Source organism: Nonomuraea rosea, from assembly GCF_039539705.1.
Lineage (GTDB): Bacteria > Actinomycetota > Actinomycetes > Streptosporangiales > Streptosporangiaceae > Nonomuraea > Nonomuraea rosea.
In genome coordinates, this window is the sequence record NZ_BAABDQ010000013.1 from 193,815 (window position 1) to 209,731 (window position 15,917).

At 71.1% G+C, this 15,917-nt stretch carries 16 protein-coding genes; 12 read left to right on the forward strand and 4 right to left on the reverse strand.

The features are described 5' to 3' along the window. The first annotated feature begins 145 nt into the window (after nt 1-145). From ABEA43_RS28875 to ABEA43_RS28905, 7 genes are read left to right on the forward strand one after another with little or no spacing between them, the layout of a single operon-like run. Nucleotides 146-1,306, forward strand: coding sequence for an AfsR/SARP family transcriptional regulator (locus ABEA43_RS28875; RefSeq protein ID WP_345566642.1), 1,161 nt, complete (start codon nt 146-148; stop codon nt 1,304-1,306). 14 nt (nt 1,307-1,320) lie between these two features. Beyond that, nucleotides 1,321-3,537, forward strand: a complete 2,217-nt coding sequence (locus tag ABEA43_RS28880) for a hypothetical protein (protein WP_345566644.1) — start codon at nt 1,321-1,323, stop codon at nt 3,535-3,537. 1 nt (nt 3,538) lies between these two features. Next, nucleotides 3,539-4,474 carry a hypothetical protein gene (locus ABEA43_RS28885; RefSeq protein ID WP_345566645.1) on the forward strand — a complete coding sequence of 312 codons (936 nt, stop codon included), beginning with the start codon at nt 3,539-3,541 and terminating at the stop codon, nt 4,472-4,474. Continuing rightward, nucleotides 4,471-5,487 carry a hypothetical protein gene (locus tag ABEA43_RS28890; protein WP_345566647.1) on the forward strand — a complete coding sequence of 339 codons (1,017 nt, stop codon included), beginning with the start codon at nt 4,471-4,473 and terminating at the stop codon, nt 5,485-5,487. Before ABEA43_RS28885 ends, ABEA43_RS28890 begins: the two co-directional genes overlap by 4 nt. Further along, nucleotides 5,484-6,446, forward strand: coding sequence for a protein kinase domain-containing protein (locus tag ABEA43_RS28895; protein ID WP_345566649.1), 963 nt, complete (start codon nt 5,484-5,486; stop codon nt 6,444-6,446). Before ABEA43_RS28890 ends, ABEA43_RS28895 begins: the two co-directional genes overlap by 4 nt. Then, nucleotides 6,443-7,150: a vWA domain-containing protein gene (locus ABEA43_RS28900; RefSeq protein WP_345566651.1), complete on the forward strand. Its 708-nt coding sequence runs from the start codon at nt 6,443-6,445 to the stop codon at nt 7,148-7,150. The genes ABEA43_RS28895 and ABEA43_RS28900 overlap by 4 nt, the downstream gene beginning before the upstream one ends. Beyond that, the gene (locus ABEA43_RS28905; protein ID WP_345566653.1) at nt 7,147-7,860 is read left to right on the forward strand and encodes a hypothetical protein; all 714 of its coding nucleotides are present in this window, start codon (nt 7,147-7,149) and stop codon (nt 7,858-7,860) included. The genes ABEA43_RS28900 and ABEA43_RS28905 overlap by 4 nt, the downstream gene beginning before the upstream one ends. A gap of 17 nt (nt 7,861-7,877) precedes the next feature. Here the strand turns inward: ABEA43_RS28905 and ABEA43_RS28910 are convergent, their stop codons facing one another. After that, a complete protein-coding gene (locus ABEA43_RS28910; protein WP_345566822.1) occupies nt 7,878-8,522 on the reverse strand; it encodes a DNA alkylation repair protein in 645 nt (214 codons plus the stop codon). A 75-nt stretch (nt 8,523-8,597) separates the two neighbouring features. Next, nucleotides 8,598-9,953: an MFS transporter gene (locus tag ABEA43_RS28915; RefSeq protein ID WP_345566655.1), complete on the reverse strand. Its 1,356-nt coding sequence runs from the start codon at nt 9,951-9,953 to the stop codon at nt 8,598-8,600. 56 nt (nt 9,954-10,009) lie between these two features. On the opposite strand from ABEA43_RS28915, the gene ABEA43_RS28920 reads away from it, so the two are divergent. Both ABEA43_RS28920 and ABEA43_RS28925 read left to right on the forward strand, forming a co-directional pair. After that, nucleotides 10,010-10,570: a CGNR zinc finger domain-containing protein gene (locus ABEA43_RS28920; RefSeq protein ID WP_345566657.1), complete on the forward strand. Its 561-nt coding sequence runs from the start codon at nt 10,010-10,012 to the stop codon at nt 10,568-10,570. Nucleotides 10,571-10,639: 69 nt separating this feature from the next. After that, a complete protein-coding gene (locus ABEA43_RS28925; RefSeq protein ID WP_345566658.1) occupies nt 10,640-11,716 on the forward strand; it encodes an epoxide hydrolase family protein in 1,077 nt (358 codons plus the stop codon). Here the strand turns inward: ABEA43_RS28925 and ABEA43_RS28930 are convergent. Further along, on the reverse strand, nt 11,677-13,530 hold the full coding sequence (locus ABEA43_RS28930; protein WP_345566659.1) for a sensor histidine kinase: 1,854 nt from the start codon (nt 13,528-13,530) through the stop codon (nt 11,677-11,679). The two genes, ABEA43_RS28925 and ABEA43_RS28930, sit on opposite strands and share 40 nt — an antisense overlap. A gap of 32 nt (nt 13,531-13,562) precedes the next feature. Between ABEA43_RS28930 and ABEA43_RS28935 the strand changes: the two genes are divergently transcribed. Continuing rightward, entirely contained in the window at nt 13,563-14,168 is a 606-nt protein-coding gene (locus ABEA43_RS28935; RefSeq protein ID WP_345566661.1) for a response regulator transcription factor, read from the forward strand. A 73-nt stretch (nt 14,169-14,241) separates the two neighbouring features. Here the strand turns inward: ABEA43_RS28935 and ABEA43_RS28940 are convergent, their stop codons facing one another. Further along, entirely contained in the window at nt 14,242-14,520 is a 279-nt protein-coding gene (locus ABEA43_RS28940; protein WP_345566662.1) for a hypothetical protein, read from the reverse strand. 126 nt (nt 14,521-14,646) lie between these two features. On the opposite strand from ABEA43_RS28940, the gene ABEA43_RS28945 reads away from it, so the two are divergent. Further along, nucleotides 14,647-15,450 (forward strand): PAS domain S-box protein, encoded by an 804-nt coding sequence (locus ABEA43_RS28945; RefSeq protein WP_345566664.1) that lies wholly within the window; start codon nt 14,647-14,649, stop codon nt 15,448-15,450. Further along, a complete protein-coding gene (locus ABEA43_RS28950) occupies nt 15,443-15,889 on the forward strand; it encodes a hypothetical protein (protein ID WP_345566665.1) in 447 nt (148 codons plus the stop codon). The genes ABEA43_RS28945 and ABEA43_RS28950 overlap by 8 nt, the downstream gene beginning before the upstream one ends. Nucleotides 15,890-15,917: the final 28 nt, after the last annotated feature.

Genomic DNA, 15,917 nt, shown 5'->3' on the forward strand with positions numbered 1-15,917 from the left:
TCTTTCTCCTTTGTCTTCGGGAAGCCCTTGTGCGTCCCTCTGGATAAAGAATCGAATGGCGCGTTACGAGGTCAGGTAAGCGAGTGGGTGTAAGGCCGGACATAGGCCCGTCATAGGAATTCTCCAATTGTGGAGGGAAGTGGCCATGCAGTTTCACCTGCTGAACGGCATGCAGGCGCGCGAAGGGGACCAGCCCGTTCAACTGGGGAATCGGCAGCAGCGCCTGATGCTGGCCCTGCTGCTGCTCGCCGAAGGCAGGCCGGTCACCATCGAGCAGCTCATCGACAAGATCTGGGGCGACGACCCGATCAAAAGCGCCCGCAGGGTCATCGCGCAATATGCCAGCGGCCTGCGTCAGCGGCTGGGGAAGCCGCTGCTGCCGCCGTACGAGATCGGTTATGTGGCGAAAACCGGCAGGGAGCAGGTGGACGTGCACCGCTTCCACGACCTCGTCGCGGAGGCGCGGCCGCTGCTGCGTGCGGACGACACGCAGGCCGTGCACCTGCTGCGCAAGGCGCTGCGGCAGTGGGGCGGCGGGCTGCTGCCGGGCGAGCCGCTCAACAGGCTGCCCGGCCCGGGAGCGGCCGGCGCGCGGGCTCGGCTGCTGGGAGAGCATCGGGCAGCGCTCCTGCAATGTCTGGAGGCCGAGCTGCGGCTCGGGCGGCACACACAGCTCGTGCCCGAGCTCCAGGACCTCGCCGACGCGTGGCCGCTGGACGAGGACGTGACGCGGCTGCTGATGCTGGCGCTGCACCGGGCGGGCCGCTCCTCCGACGCGCTCACCGCGTACGACGACCTCCGCCGCGCCCTGCTGGACGACGGGAACGATCCCGGCGCTCCCGTTCAGGAGCTGCAGCAACGGATCCTGCGCCAGGACCCCGCCCTCGCCCCGCCCGCTCATTCCTACGAAGTCAATCCTCCTGGAGCCATCATGCGGTCATCAGCCGAGATCGGAAAAGACGCCGTCCGCCTTGTCACCGAGGCCGTCAGAGGGGAGTCCTGGACGAGCCAGCCCGTCGAGATGCTGGAGCTGGTCCGCCTTCACTTCGCCGGTGACGAGGACGCGCAGCGCACGCTCGTGCAGGTCGAGGCCGACCCCGCCGACATGGTGGCCGTCGCGGCGTTCGGACGCGTGCTGGAGGCCTGCCTCGACCGGGACCAGACCTTCCTGAAGGCCGCCCGGCTGCTGGTGGAGCAGGCGTCGCGGGCTAAGGCCGGCGGTCCGTCGATCTCCGCCGAGCTGATCAAGAACGCCAGCGTCTACCACGCGCCCGTGCACTTCTCGGGCGACTTCAACATCTCGTAGGGACGGGTGACCGCATGAGCCAGCAGACCGACGAGCCGCCCGTCAAGAAGGAGAGCCCGGAGGCGGCGGGCGCGGAGCCGCCCCCACAGCCCGAGCAGGACAAGGACAAAGACAAGAACAAAGACGATGGCGGGCCGCTCAGCGAGCAGGACGCGCTGCAGGCACTTCGGGGCAAGGGCGAGGACGAGCCGGAGCGGGCGGAGGCCGCACGGGCGGCCGCCATCGCGGCTCGCGTCATGGAGCGGCTCAACGACGACTCGCACGGCATGCGGATCGGCACGCTGGCCCTGTTCAACGACAAGGTCGACTTCGGCGGCGGCTTCAGCGTCGGCGGCGAGGAGCGGCGCGCGAGGCGGCCCAAGACGAAGATCCGGCCGCCGCAGCTGGCCCGCTGGACGGAAGGCTACGTGCCGCTGCCGCGCTTCGGCGACGCGCAACGAATCCTCGCCGAGCACCGGCTGCTGATCCTGGCTCTGCCGCCCGGCGGCAGGAAGGCCACGAGCTGGAATCTGCTGGCCACGGTGCTGCGGGACCAGCCGGACGGCGCCTATTACGAGGTGCGCGACGCCTCGGAGCTGCGCGAGATGAGCTGGAAGCCGGAGCGCGACGGCGGCTACCTCGTCCATGACGGCGTTCCCACGGGACTGGACCCGTCCCTGATCGACGAGCAGTGGATCGAGGACATGACGGCCTGCCTGCACGAGCACGGGAGCTACCTGGTGCTGGTGACCGGGCCGCCCAGGGGTGCGCTGGTACAGGCCGGGGGTGGTTCCGCGCAGGTGCTGACCGACCTCGGCCCGCTGGACGCGGTACGGCTCATCGAGCGGCGGGTCCACGGCCGCGATCCCTCGCCGGAGGAGTCGGTGGAGCTGCGCCGCCGGCTCGGCGAGGCGGGAGCGTTCGAGCTGTTGCGCGAGGACCACCGCCCGCGCACGGCCCTGCGCCTGGGCGACGCGATCCGCGAGGGCGCGGACCTGACGGCGTGCGTCCAGGAGCTGCGGGACCCGACCGGGCGCGTTCACGAGTGGTTCACGCGGCACCGGACGTCGGAGACCGTGAGCTTCGCGCTGGCGGCGGCGGTGCTGGACGGCGCCACCTACCTCACGGTGTCGGACGCCGCCGCGGCGCTCTACGAGCGGCTGGAACTGCCCGTGGAAGCGCCTTTCGACCTGCGCTTCCGTGAGCACATCGCGACGGAGCACCCGTGGGTGCAGCTCACGCCCTGCACGGGCGAGACGCCCGGCGACGTGGCGCCGCGCGTGCGGTACGACAATCCGCTGGTACGGCAGGCGGTGCTCGGCTTCGCATGGACCTACCTGGACGGGCAGCGTTCGGCGCTGGTCAAGTGGATGCGCCAGCTCGTCACGCATGCCGACATCGACGTGCGGGCGCGGCTGTCCGTGGCCGCCGGGATCATCGCCTGGAGCGACTACTCTCACGCCCTGCACCGCTACCTCAAGTCGTGGGCCGAGAACCCGTCGCTCGTGGTGCGGCAGAGCGCGGCGACGGCGCTCGACGTGGCGGGCGGGCATCCCGACCTCACCGAGGCGGTGTGGGTGCTGCTGGAGACGTGGGTCGCGGAGGCGGACACGGCCGAGCAGCGCCGGCGCGGCATGACGGCGGCCGCGACGCTCAGCGGCAGCCTGGGCGTGGCGCAGCCGGAACGCGCGGTCAAGGCACTGCGCGTGCTGCTGGACCGCGAGGACGACTGGAGCACGCTCCTGCCGGTCGGCAGCGCCCTGTTCCACCTGGTCGAGGGTGGGTGCGCCGGTGAGGTGCTGGCGGGGCTGCTGGCCTGGTCGGAGCCGCGTGCGTCCGCGGAGATCGTGGCGAAGGCGCTGTCGGCCTTCGCCTTCCTCGCGGCCCTTCCTGCTGGGAGCGCGGGTACGTCCGGCGTGCCGCTGCTGCTGACCGAGGCCGAGCGGCACTGGCCCGCGCTGACCGAGCTCTGGGCCCGGGCCCTGGACCGCAAGCCCGCCCAGGACCAGGCACTCGAAACGCTGCGCGACTACCTGGACGAGCACGCGGGCCGCGACGACCTGGCCTACCGCGACGCGCGCCGCCTCGTGCTCGCCGTGGCCGGCCGCTCGGAGCGGCACTGCGAGCGGCTGCGCCACCATCTCGGCGCATGGGCCCGCGCGGCCGGCCGCCCGGACCACCCCGCCGCCCGCGTACTCGCCGACCTCGCCCGCCCCTCATACGTCCGCTCATACGGCAACGGAAGGACCTGACATGGAGGAGTACACCTACAACCCGATCGCGAAGAGCACGAGCCTGCCTCTCGTCCTGCCGCGCATGCCTCTGCGCCCGCCCGCGCCGGGATCGGCGCTGGTGCTGGCGCCGCGCAAAGGTGACCTGCTGACGATCAGGAACGGCGAGGCCATCCCGGACGCCTGGTACGGGACCTACCGGCACGTCTTCCTGGTGGACACCACCGAGCACCGGCTCGTCCTGCGGATGCCGCTGCTCAGCCAGGACCCGGCCTTCGGCTTCCCGAGCCTGGTCCGGCTGAACTGCCGGGTCGCGGACCCCGCCGAGATCGTGGCGCGCGGCATCGTGGACGTCAGCGCCGCCCTGTACCTGCCGCTGCAGCGCATGCTCCGCCAGGTCTCGCGCAACTACGACATCGGCGAGCTGCACCTGGCCGAGGACGCGCTGAGCGAGTCGGTACGCGTCTTCACCGGCGACTCCGCCATCCGGCTGCGCAACATCACCGTCGAGCTGGTCGTGGACGGCGACGAGGTGCTGGCGGGCGGGCGCAGGTACCGGGAGATCGAGCGCGAGACCCGCCTCATCGAGATGCGCAGGGAGCGCCATTTGCGCATGCTGCGCAAGGACGGCGCGGAGGGGCTGGTCGCCGAGATCATGGAGCGCGAGGGCCCGCGGGCCGCGTACGACATCATCGCGGGCGCGGAGCGGGAGGAGCGCGGCGAGTTGCTCGCCGCGTGGAACAAGATGATGGAGGGCTCTCGCAGCGAGGAGCGCGAGCCGTGGGAGTTCCTGCAGGCCGAGCGGGCTTTGCGGGACCGGATCACCGGCGACTCGGCTGCGCCGTTCGGCGGGATCCGCTCCAGCCGCCTGCGCGGCTCGCTCGCGGCCGACGCGGAGCGGGTCCCCAGCCGGGTCCGGGGGCTGCCGCGGACGCGGGCCGAGGGCGCGGACGAATGACGACCGTGCTGGTCGAAGGCGTGCTCGCCGGTCCGGGCGACGGGACGGTCTGGTGGTACGACGACGACGACGTTCTGGCGCTCGGGGTGTGGACGGAGCGCTCACGCGGAGGCGGCGAGGACGCCGAGCCGCTGTTCGCGCACCGCGTACCGGCGGCCGAAGGGATCCTCGGCGTGTTCGACGGGCTGGGCGGTTCGGGCGCGGGGGCGGCGTGCGAGCTGAGCGACGGTACGACGCGCAGCGGAGCCTGGGTGGGCGCCCGGCTGGCCAGGCTCGGTGTCGCGTCGTGGTTCCTGGGCGGGCTCGCCCCGGAGTCGTTGCGTACGCGACTGGTGGAGCTGCTGGGAGCCGTTCCGCCGCCACGTCCCAGCAAGATCGTCAGCAGCATGCGCCGGTGGCTCCCGACGACCATGGCCGCCGTACGCTACCGGCTCACCGGCGACCAGGCGGAGTGCCGCGTCCTGTGGGCGGGCGACTCCCGGGCCTACGTCCTGAGCCCCCATCAGGGGCTGCAGGCGCTGACCAGGGATCACACCGACGAAACGGACGGCCTGGAGCAGCTGGTACGCGATCCGCCGATGACGAACGTGATCTGCGCCGACCAGGAGTTCACGATCGACGCGCAGGTGCTGCTCCTGCCGCTGCCGAGCGTCCTCGTCTGCGCCACGGACGGCTTCCACGGGTACGTGGACACGCCCGCGCACTTCGAGTGCCACCTGCTGAGCACCATGCAGGAGGCGCGGGACACGCGCGAGTGGGCCGAGCGGCTGGCGCGGCACGTGTCGGGCTACACGGGCGACGACGCCTCGCTCAGCCTCGTGGCCTTGGGGTACGCGGACTTCGACCGGCTCCGGTCGGGCTTCGCCCAGCGGGCCCGACAGGTCGAGGCGCACTACGGGGCGGGTGACCGGCCGGCGGAGGAGAGGGCCGCCGGGCGGTGGCGGACGCGCACCTGGGACGAGTACCGGCCGGACTACGAACGGCTCATGCCGCCACCGGCGGAGCCGCTATGAGGGCGGGCGACGTCATCAGGGGGTACCGCATCGTCAGCGAGCCGACCAACAGCGGCGGCGGACGCTGCATATGGGCCTTCGCGCAGCGGTACGGGCGCGACTACTTCATCAAGCGGTTCCTGGATCCCAAACGCCCGAAGGAGGGCTCCACGGCGAGCCCCAGGAGCGTGCGGCTACGGCTGGAGGCGTGCGAGGAGTTCGAACGACGGCACCGGACCATCATGGGGCTCCTGCGGCCGGACGCCGTCGGCGGCGGCAACCTGGTGCTCGCCCTCGACTTCTTCCACGACGGCACCACGTACTACAAGGTCACCGAGCGGATCCACGCCGCCCGCACGCCACCGCCGCGCGCGCTCACACCGTTGCAGAAGGCCGTGCTGCTGCGGACGCTGGGGCTCAGCGTCGGGCTCCTGCACGGCATCGGCGTCGTGCACGGCGACCTGAAGCCGGGCAACGTGCTGGTCGGGCAGAGCGGGGCGGGCGCGTACCACACCGCCAAGCTCATCGACTTCGACGACGCCTACGCGTCCGGCCGGCCGCCCGACCGGGAGGACATCGCGGGCGACCTGGTGTACGGGGCTCCCGAGTGGCGTCGTTATGTGCGCGGCGACGCGGACGTGCCGCCCGAGTCGCTGACGACCCAGGCCGACGTCTTCTCGCTCGGGCTGATGGCGCACCACTATCTGACGGGCGCGCTGCCGGGGTTCGGTGACCGGTACGCGTCGCCCGCCGACGCCCTCAACGACGGCGCCGAGCTGCGCATCGACGAGCGGCTGAGCGCCCCGATGCGGGGGCTCCTCGCGGCCATGACGGCGTGGTCGCCCGACGTCCGTCCTGGCACCGGAAGGTTCCTGGCGGCGCTGCGGGACCCGGCGACCTGCGAGGTGCGCGCCCCCTACCTGACGTCGCCGGGATCACGAGTGCGGATGAGCAGGCCAACGAAGGAGAGACAACCATGACGAGCGACCACGAGTATCGGGGCAACCTGCGGTACGCGGTGGACATCGTGCTCTGCGTCGACGTGACCGAGAGCATGGCCCCGGTGCTGGACACGGTCAAGAAGAGCGCCCTCACCTTCCACGAGCGGCTCAGCCTCGTGATGGGCGGCAAGGGCAAGGAGATCAGCCGGCTGCGGCTCAAGGTGATCGCGTTCAGGGACTTCGGCGACTTCGCCGAGGACGCGATCGAGGAGACCGAATTCCTGGTGTTCCCGGAGCGGGCGGCCGACTTCGACCGGTTCGTCCGCGAGCTGCACGCGACGGGCGGGGGCGACGTGCCGGAATCCGGGCTGGAGGCGCTCGCCCTGGCCATCAACGCCGACTGGGAACGCGGCCTGGATCGCCGGCGTCACGTCATCGTGATGTTCACCGACGCCCCCGCCCACCCGCTGCGCGCGCCGCAGGCCGTCACCGCGCACACATATCCGCAGGGCATCCCGCGCGACCTGGACGGGCTGTTCGAGCAGTGGGGGTACGCGAAGAGCCAGACGGCTGTCATGGAGAACGCGGCCAAGCGGCTCGTCCTCTTCGCGCCCGACGCCTATCCGTGGACCGAGATCACCGAGGAGTGGAACATGACCCTGCACTTCCCCTCCGTCGCCGGCCAGGGACTTGCGGAGCTGGAGCTGGACGAGATCATCGACACGATAGCGAACAGCCTGTGAACGGTGTGACGACGACCTGGCGGTGCTCACTGTGCGACGTGTGGAACGCGACCGCCGACACCTCGTGCCGGTGCTGCGACACCGTACGCCGCACCGCCACGGAACCACCACCGGCCCTGTTCTTCGCCCCACCGCCCCTACCGGTGATGCCTCCGCCGCCTCCGCCGGTGATGCCGCTGCCGGTGATGCCTCCGCCGTTCCTGCCGCGCCCGATGCCACCGCCTGCCTACCGCTCGTCCTCCACCAGCGGCTTCGCCGGGTGCGTGATCGCCGTACTCATCGTGGCCTTCCTCTGCGCCCTCGTCCTGATGCTCGGGCTGCTGGCCGGCGTCAGGGCGCGGGCGCCGTCGAGCGCACCGCGGTCCGGCCCTCCCGTCGTCACGACGCCGGTCGTCCAGGCCGTCGCCTGCCCGGGCGGGGTGGCCAGGCTCATCCCGGACGGCGGCGCCGACCTGGTGGCCGCCTACGACGCGGGCGACAAGCACATCGTCATCTGCCGCACCGCGACCGGAGAGCTGTACTACTACGGCCAGTACGTCGGCCGGGACGGTACGGGGCTGCTCATGCGCGCGCAGGAGACCGCGGCGGGCTTGCTGGCTCGCAACGGCTCCTACCTGTACGAGATACGAGGGGATGAGGTGGTGGTCAGCGTGAACGGCCGCGAGATCCTACGGGAGCTCCTTGTCGCCACGTCCCCGCGCTTTCCCTGAGAGGCGGGAGGGCCCGGCTACTTGTCGTGCTGGCGGCGCACCATCTCATTGATCCAGATGGGTGCGAACGGAGACGTGCAGCCCGGCGGAGTCGGGTAGTCCTCAAGCACCTTCAGGCGCTCACCGATGCCGATGGCGCGGGCGCGGTGCTCGGCATGCTCGATGCCGATCTGCGCCAGGCAGTGGTTCATCGCCCACTGCAGGCGGTCCGGGGCGTCCTTCATCTCCGCCTCGATGGTGTCGAGCAGCGCGACGAGGTCGAGGGCCTCGGGCCGTTTCGCCACGTGTTCGGTGGTCAGGGCCCAGCCGGCGCTCGCGACCACGGGATCCGGATCGGCGAACCAGGTCAGGCGCAGCTCCTCGGCGTGCAGGCTCTTCTTCACCACGTAGTTCACGAGCCAGTCGTGCACCTTGGGTGTGCCCGCCTCGCGCAGCATGACGTCCAGCTCGTCACGCTCGAACGCCTTCGGGCGGCAGATCAGGAGTGCCAGCAGTCTCGCCGCGGTGTCGTCCGTCTCCCAGAGCCGGCGCGCGAGCTCTTGCTGCGTCTTCAGCCGCTTCGCGAGCGCGCGCAGCTTGCCGAGGTTCACACCGTGATCGTCACCGTGCTTCTCGTTCACCGCGCGTATCTTCGGGTCTTCGAGTGCGGCCAGCTCGCCCATCACCTCGGCCACCGTCGTCTCGGTCAGCGTCGCGTCGGCCACCTCAGCCTCCTGTCCGTCATGTAGGGGATCAGCCTACGACGGCCGGCCGGTCAGGAGAGGGCTTCGGGGGGCGACCTCCTCGATCGTGCGGACGTGCCGGGCCGGGGAGAGCGCCACGGGCAGTGACGCGAGTGCCATCACCGCCGTTCCGGCGAGCGCCGCGGCGACCGGGCCGAGGATCGTGGTGAGTACGCCGCCGACCAGGGCGCCGATCGACAGCGCGCCCCAGGAGGCGAGCCGGTAGCCGGCGTTCACGCGGCCCCGCACCTCCTCGGTGACGGCGATCTGGCGGATGCTGGTCGACTGCGAGTTCGCCACTCCGATGCCGATCCCCGAGATCAGGAAGGCGGCGCTCAGGAACGGGAACGCCCCGGCGGGGACCAGCGCCGCGCCGAGCACGCCGAGCAGCGGGGCGGTGTTGCCGAGTACGAGGCTGACCAGCAGGGAGCGGCCGTACCCGTAGCGCGCCGTCAGCCGGGCACTGGACACGCTGCCGACGAAGGCGCCCACTCCCCCGCAGGTCACGATGAGGCCCAGGATCATCGGCCCGGCCGCCGCGTCGCCGAGGACGTGGACCGCGAGGGCCAGCATGAAGATCTCGTTGCCGAAGTTCCAGAGTGCGGCCTCGGCGGCGAGCGCGCGAAGGATCGGATGCCGGAGCAGCAGGCTCAGGCCGGTCTTCGCCTCCGCGATCGCCGAGCGCCGCACCGGTGCGCCAGGCCTGAGCTCCACTGCGCCAGGCCTGAGCTCCACTGCGCCAGGCCAGGGCTCCACTGCGCCAGGCCTGAGCTCCGCTGCGCCAGGCCGGGGCTCCGGCAGTCGTACGCGGCTGATGAGCAACCCTGACAAGAGGTAGCCGAGCGCGTTCATCACGACGGCGATCGGCGCGGTGAGCACCTGCACCAGCGCTCCCCCGACGCCGGACCCCGCGATCTGGATGGCGGACTGCGTCGCGGTGATCTTGGCGTTCGCGCCGATGAGGTGCCGCTCAGGGACGATCTGCGGCAGGAAGGCGAAATCGGCCAGCTGGTAGAGGACGGTCATGGTCCCGAGCACGGCCGTCGCCGCGATCAGCAGCGGGATCGTCAGCCACCCTCCCAGCGCGAGGAGGCAGACCAGGACGAGCACCGCTCCCCGTACGAGGTCGGCCCCGATCATCAGCGGCCTGCGCGCCCGGCGATCCACGATGACGCCGAACCACAACGTGACCAGGAGGAACGGCGCGAGCATCGCGGCCCTGACCCATGACGCCTCCGCGGCCGTCGCCCCGAGGGTGATCAGGGCCAGCGACGGCAGCGCGAGCTCGCCGATCTCAGCCCCGAGCCCGGACAACGCACCAGCAACCCACACATAACGGAACCGGCCCCACCACGAAGTAACTGTCGTCATAGATTTGAAGGTTAGTCAAGTAACCTCCATCAACGCAACAAGGGTTACAATGTGGTATGCCTGACACAGAGCCGGCCCCGCTGGTCACGCCGGCGCCCGGAGCGCTGGAGCTCGTTCGCGCATTCGTGAACACCCGTGACATCGACGCAGGCACCGACCGTTTCGCCGACCCCGCCTCATGGGCCGAGTGGGCGGGTGAGCGCGGCATCCACGGCACGACGGACGAAGAAGCGCTCGCATGGGCGATCACCCTGCGCGAATCCCTCCGCCAGGCCCTGCTCGCCAATCACGATCGGCTGCCGCTGCCCGAGTCCACCGCCGCGCTCCTCACCGAGGCCGCCCGAAGATCCGGCACCGGCATCACGTTCACACCCGGCGGCGTCGTCCTCGCCGACCAAGGCGGTGCCGGCATGAACTCCCTGATCAGCAGGGTCGTCGGCGCGACAGCCGCAGCACTGGCCGACGGGACGTGGGCCCGCCTGAAAGCGTGCGCCAACGACAGTTGCCAGTGGGCCTTCTACGACCAGTCCCGATCCCGGACGGGCCGCTGGTGCTCGATGCAGCTGTGCGGGAACCGCGTCAAACAGACACGCTGGCGGACCAGCCAGCCCACGTAGTGCATTCTGCACAAGGGACCGGTGCACGGCGAACTACCGGCGCGGACCACCTCTCCCAAAGATGGAGGCATGACTTCCGACATCACTCCCTTCCGTATCGAGATCCCTCAGGCGGACCTGGACGACCTGCAGACGCGGCTGGATCTGGCCCGTTTCACCGATGACGTGCCCGACGCCTACGGCGTGAGCGTCAAGCGGGTCCGGCGGCTGGCCGACCACTGGCGCAACGGCTACGACTGGCGCGCCTGGGAGGCCCGGTTCAACGCCTATCCGCAGTTCACCACCGACATCGACGGGCAGCGGATCCACTTCTTCCATGTACGCTCCCCCAAGCAGGACGCGCTGCCGCTGATCCTCACCCACGGCTGGCCGGGATCGTTCGTGGAGTTCCTCGACGTCATCGAGCCGCTGTCGAAGGACTTCCACCTCGTCATCCCGTCGCTGCCCGGCTTCGGCTTCTCCGGGCCGACCACGGAGAGCGGCTGGGGCACCGTCCGTACCGCCAGGGCCTGGGCGGAGCTGATGGCCCGCCTCGGATACGAGCGCTACGGCGCGGTCGGCAACGACGGCGGTTCGATGGTCTCGCCGGAGATCGGCCGCGTCGCCACGCCCAACGTGGTGGGCGTGCACGTCACGCAGATCTTCTCCTTCCCCTCCGGCGACCCCGCGGAGCTCGCGGACCTGACCGAGGAGGAGCAGGCCGCGATGGGAGTGCTGCAGTGGTTCTGGGAGGAGATGGGCGCCTTCAACACCCTGCACTCGCAGCAGCCGCAGACGCTGGCCCACGCGCTCGCCGACTCGCCGGTCGGGTTGCTGGGCTGGCAGGCCCAGCTGTTCGACCTCGACCTCGACGACGACTTCGTGCTGACCAACGTCGCGCTCTACTGGCTCACCGGCACGGCAGGCTCCGCGATCCGCTTCTACTACGAGAACGCCAAGGCCACGCCGCCTCCGGCCGAGCCCACCACGACGCCGATCGGGCTCGCCTCGGCCAAGGGCGACTTCCAGTCCATCCGGCGCTTCGCGGAGCGCGACCACAAGAACATCGTGCAGTGGCACACGTACGAGACCGGCGGGCACTACGCGGCCCACGTGGCGCCCGACGTCTACGCGGAGGACGTCCGGGCCTTCTTCGCCGGCCTCTGACGGGGCACCACGGCGACGAGGGCGAACGTGCCGTCCCCCTCGTCGCCCGCCGTGAACGTGCCGCCCGCGGCCTCGACCCTGGCCGCCAGGCTCGCCAGCCCGCTGCCGCCGGCTCCCGGCACGGCCGGCGGCACACCGTCGTTGGCGACGCGCAGCCGTACCTCGTGGGCGTCCGTCCCCACCTCGATGGTGCACCGGCGTGCGGCCGAGTGCCTGACGACGTTGGTGGCGGCCTCGCGCAGGACCGTGGCCAGCACCGGGAAGGGCTCCACGCCGGGGGCGTGCACCTGGACCTCGACGCCGGCGGAGCCCAGCAGCGCGCGGGCGGACTCGATCTCCTCGCCGAGGCTCAGCTCGGGGCCGCCGGAGGTGATCGAGCGCACGTCGGCCAGGCCCCGCACGGCCAGCGGGCGTACGTCCTCCAGCAGGCGCGCCGCCTTGCCCGGGTCGTCGCCGATCGCGCGCAGGGCCAGCTCGGCCTTGAGGGTGATGGCCGACAGGGTGATGCCGAGCAGGTCGTGCACGTCTCTGGCCACCCGGAGCCGTTCGGCCGCCACGGCGCTCGTGGCGATCTGGCCGCGCAGGTCGCGCAGGTGTCCGGCCGCCTCGGGGAACCGGTTGAAGGCGAACACCCCGACGGAGATGCCGAACGTCGAGGCGATCTGGTAGAGCTGGTAGCCGCCCACGTCCGGATAAAGCCTCATCAGGGAGCCGGCGGCGACGGCGGCGACCGCCACGACCGGCACCGACCAGCGCGTGGGCAGCCACACGAGGGTGTTGGCCACGGCCAGGCCGAACAGCGCCGCCAGGCTGCCGTCGCCCACGTAGAGAGCGGCGGCGCCGACGAGGAGGATGTGCAGCGGCAGCGTCCAGCGCCAGGCCGAAGGCGCAGAAGCCCTGGGGACGCCGTGGTAGAGCTGGAACGCCACGGCCAGGACCGCGGTCACGGCGGCGACGGTCCAGTGGCGCGGAGTCGTGGTGCCGCCCGCGACGTTGTTGAGCACGATGACGGCGATGTTGACGGTCATCGCCGTGAGGGCCCAGCGCGAGAGCCTTCCCGACCGGTCCGGCGGATCGCCGGTCCGGCTCTCGATGAGCGGCTCGCCGCCAACCCCGGCGACCCTCCTGGCCGCCGCGGCCGCCTCCCGGGAGATCTCCGCGACGCCGGCGAGCACGGCCGGGGTGAGCGGCCGGCGGCGGGACGTCCGCAGGATGCGGGCGAGCCGGTCGCCGATGGCCGCGCGCAGGTCGCCGGCCGCGCGCAGGCGCTCGTTCGCCGCCTCCAGCTCGGCGAACTGCCGGTTGGCCGACTGGATCTCGGTGAGCAGCACGGCCAGCCGTACCAGGGCGAACAGGGTGAGCCCCACGTTCATGTCGACGATGGCGAAACTGGCCACCGTGGCGAGGGCGGGGCCGTGCAGCACGGCCCCCACGGCGGTGTCGGCCAGCAGCACCCCGCCGAACAGCAGCCACCCCGCAGGACCCGCCACGCTCAGCGGCATGGCGGCGGCCAGCGGCCCCGCGAGGGGCCCCCACAGCAGGGGAAAGAGCAGGTACGGGCCGAAGGTCGCGACACCGAGGAGGGGACGGACGGCGCGCCGCGAGCCGCGGGCCACCAGCGCGAACAGGGCGGCGACGGCCACGATGAGGCCCAGGCAGCTCCCGAGGATGAGCGGCGCGGACTGTCCCCGCGCGTTCGCCATGGCGACGACGATCGTGAAGCGCGTCGGGACGAGCAGGGCGACGTAACCGAGCACAAGCGCCCAGCCCGTGGACGGCCTGAGCGGCGTCCGCCCGCTTCCCTCCAGCGTCACCTGCGTTGTTTACCACGCTTAGTATGCGAATCGTGATTCGAGTGCTCATAGCGGAGGATGTCCGGATACTTCGGGAGGCGCTGGTCGCCCTGCTCGGCTATGAGGAGGACATAGAGGTCGTGGCAGAGGTGGACGCCGGCGACGCGATCGCACCCGCCGCGCTCGCCCACCGGCCGGACGTCGCCGTGCTCGACATCGACCTGCCCGCCCTCGACGGCCTGGCCGCCGCGGCCGACCTGCACGAACGGCTGCCGGACTGCCGCGTGCTGATCCTCACCGCGCTGGGCAGGCCGGGCAACCTGCGGCGCGGGGTCGCGGCGCACGTGTCCGGCTTCATGCTCAAGGACGCCCGTCCACAGGACCTGGTGAGCGCCATCCGCGAGGTCGCGGCCGGCGGCCGGGTGATCGACCAGCACCTCGCCTACGCCGCGCTCGACGTCCCGGCCAGCCCGCTGACCGAACGCGAGGCCGACGTCCTGCGCCTGACCGGCGCCGGCGTCGCGCCCCGGGGCATCGCCAAGGACCTGAATCTCAGCTACGGCACCGTGCGCAACTACCTCGCCTCCGCCGTGACCAAACTGAACGCCCGGACAAGGTCGGACGCGGTCCGCATCGCCACCGAGGCAGGCTGGCTCTGACCGCGTCGCCGAGCCGTCCGATCAGTCCGAATCAATTGGAAATTTCGCACTACGCCAGCGAAAAGCGAGGGATTCAGAGCTCGCCGAGTTCGCCGAGCGGTTTCTGCCAATAATCCGAGTTCGTGGAAGTGCCTTCGAGGAACGGATCGGTGTCCCAGAGCAGCCGGACGGGATCCGCAGCGACGTGCAGGATCTGGTTGAAGGTTTTGAACGCCTCGTCATCACCGGGTCGCATCCTGCAGCGGTGAATCCGCTGATACCAATACTGCTGCTCCGCCTCGATCCGGGGCAGGAGCTCGTCGCGGGTGAGGGTGCGGGCTTCCTCGATGGTGAGCCGTTCGAAGCTCGGCATGGGCCCATTGTGCCGCGCGGGCCCGGCGACGTGAAGCGCCGGCACCGGCAGCGGGCGCAGAATCCCTCGCAGAATCGACCGGCATAACCCCAACCGATCATAACTAAATGCATTAATCTAACCACCGTGAGTAATGGAGACGTTGTCGGTGCGCCCCCTCTTCGCCGTACCCCCAGCCGCGCCATCACCCGCATTCTGCATCGCGTCGGGCGCCGCGGTGCTTCCCTCGCCTTCATCGGCCTGCTGAGTCAGGCGATAGCCGCCTCCCTGGCCTTCGCCACTCCCGAGCAACGGTCCGCCCCCGGCTACGCCGTGCTGGCCTCCGTCGCACCCCTGATCGCCTGGGCACTGGTCTGGTGTGCCACGGGCCTGCTGTGCCTGGTCCAGGTCTTCGTCCGCTCCGATCGCGTCGCCTTCGCCGCCGCCACGGCGCTCTTCCTGCTGTACGGCCTGCTCTACCTCGTCTCGACCTTCACCGGCGCCAACCCGCGCGGCTGGGTCGGGGCGGCGGTGTGGCTGGCGTTCGGCAGCTGGATCGCGCTGATCGCCACCTGGCCCGAGGCCGTCGTGGTGCAGCGCCTGCCCGGCGGGTCCGCGGCCGTGATCGTGGCCGACGAGGCGGGCTGCATCCTGTCCTGGAATCCGCAGGCGGCCTCGCTGTTCGGGTGGTCCACCAACGAGGTGGTCGGGCAGCCGCTGACGAGCCTCATGCCGGTCCGGTTCCGCGACCAGCACTCCGAGGCGCTGACCCGCGTACGCACCTCCGGCAGTTCCGAGCTGGCCGGGCGGCTCATGCCGCTGGTCGGCCTGCACCGGGACGGAACGGAGTTCGCCATCGCGCTGACCGTCAACGCCTGGCACACAGACGAGGGCGTCACCTACACCGGAGTGATCCGGCCGACGGGAGGCAGCGATGTCGGGCTTGACTGAGATACTCCTCCAGCTCGGGGTCGGCATCGTCCCGATCGGCGTGGCCTATCTCGCCTTCCGCTCGGCCACCGACGCCAACAAGAAGACCCAGCAGACGGCGGTGCTGCAGGCCGAGCGTCAGGCCGAGCTAGAACGTTCCAAAGTCGACGCGGACGCCTTCGTCCGCGCCAAGACGATCTACGAGGACGCGCTCAACCAGATGGAGAGGCAGGTCGCCCGGGTGCAGACCCAAGCCAACCAGGTCAGCTCCGACCTGGTCACCGAGCAGAGCGGCGCCACCGCGATGCGGGACCAGATCCGCCAGCTCCAGGCGCAGATCCGGGCCATGGAACGCACGGTGATCACGCTGCGCTCCCAGCTCCTCGCGGCCGGGCTCGCGCCGGCGCCCGTCTCCGAGATCACCGGGCCCTACACCCTCGGGCCGCGGCCGCCGGAATGAGGGGCGTGGTGGACATGGGCCCGTCCGG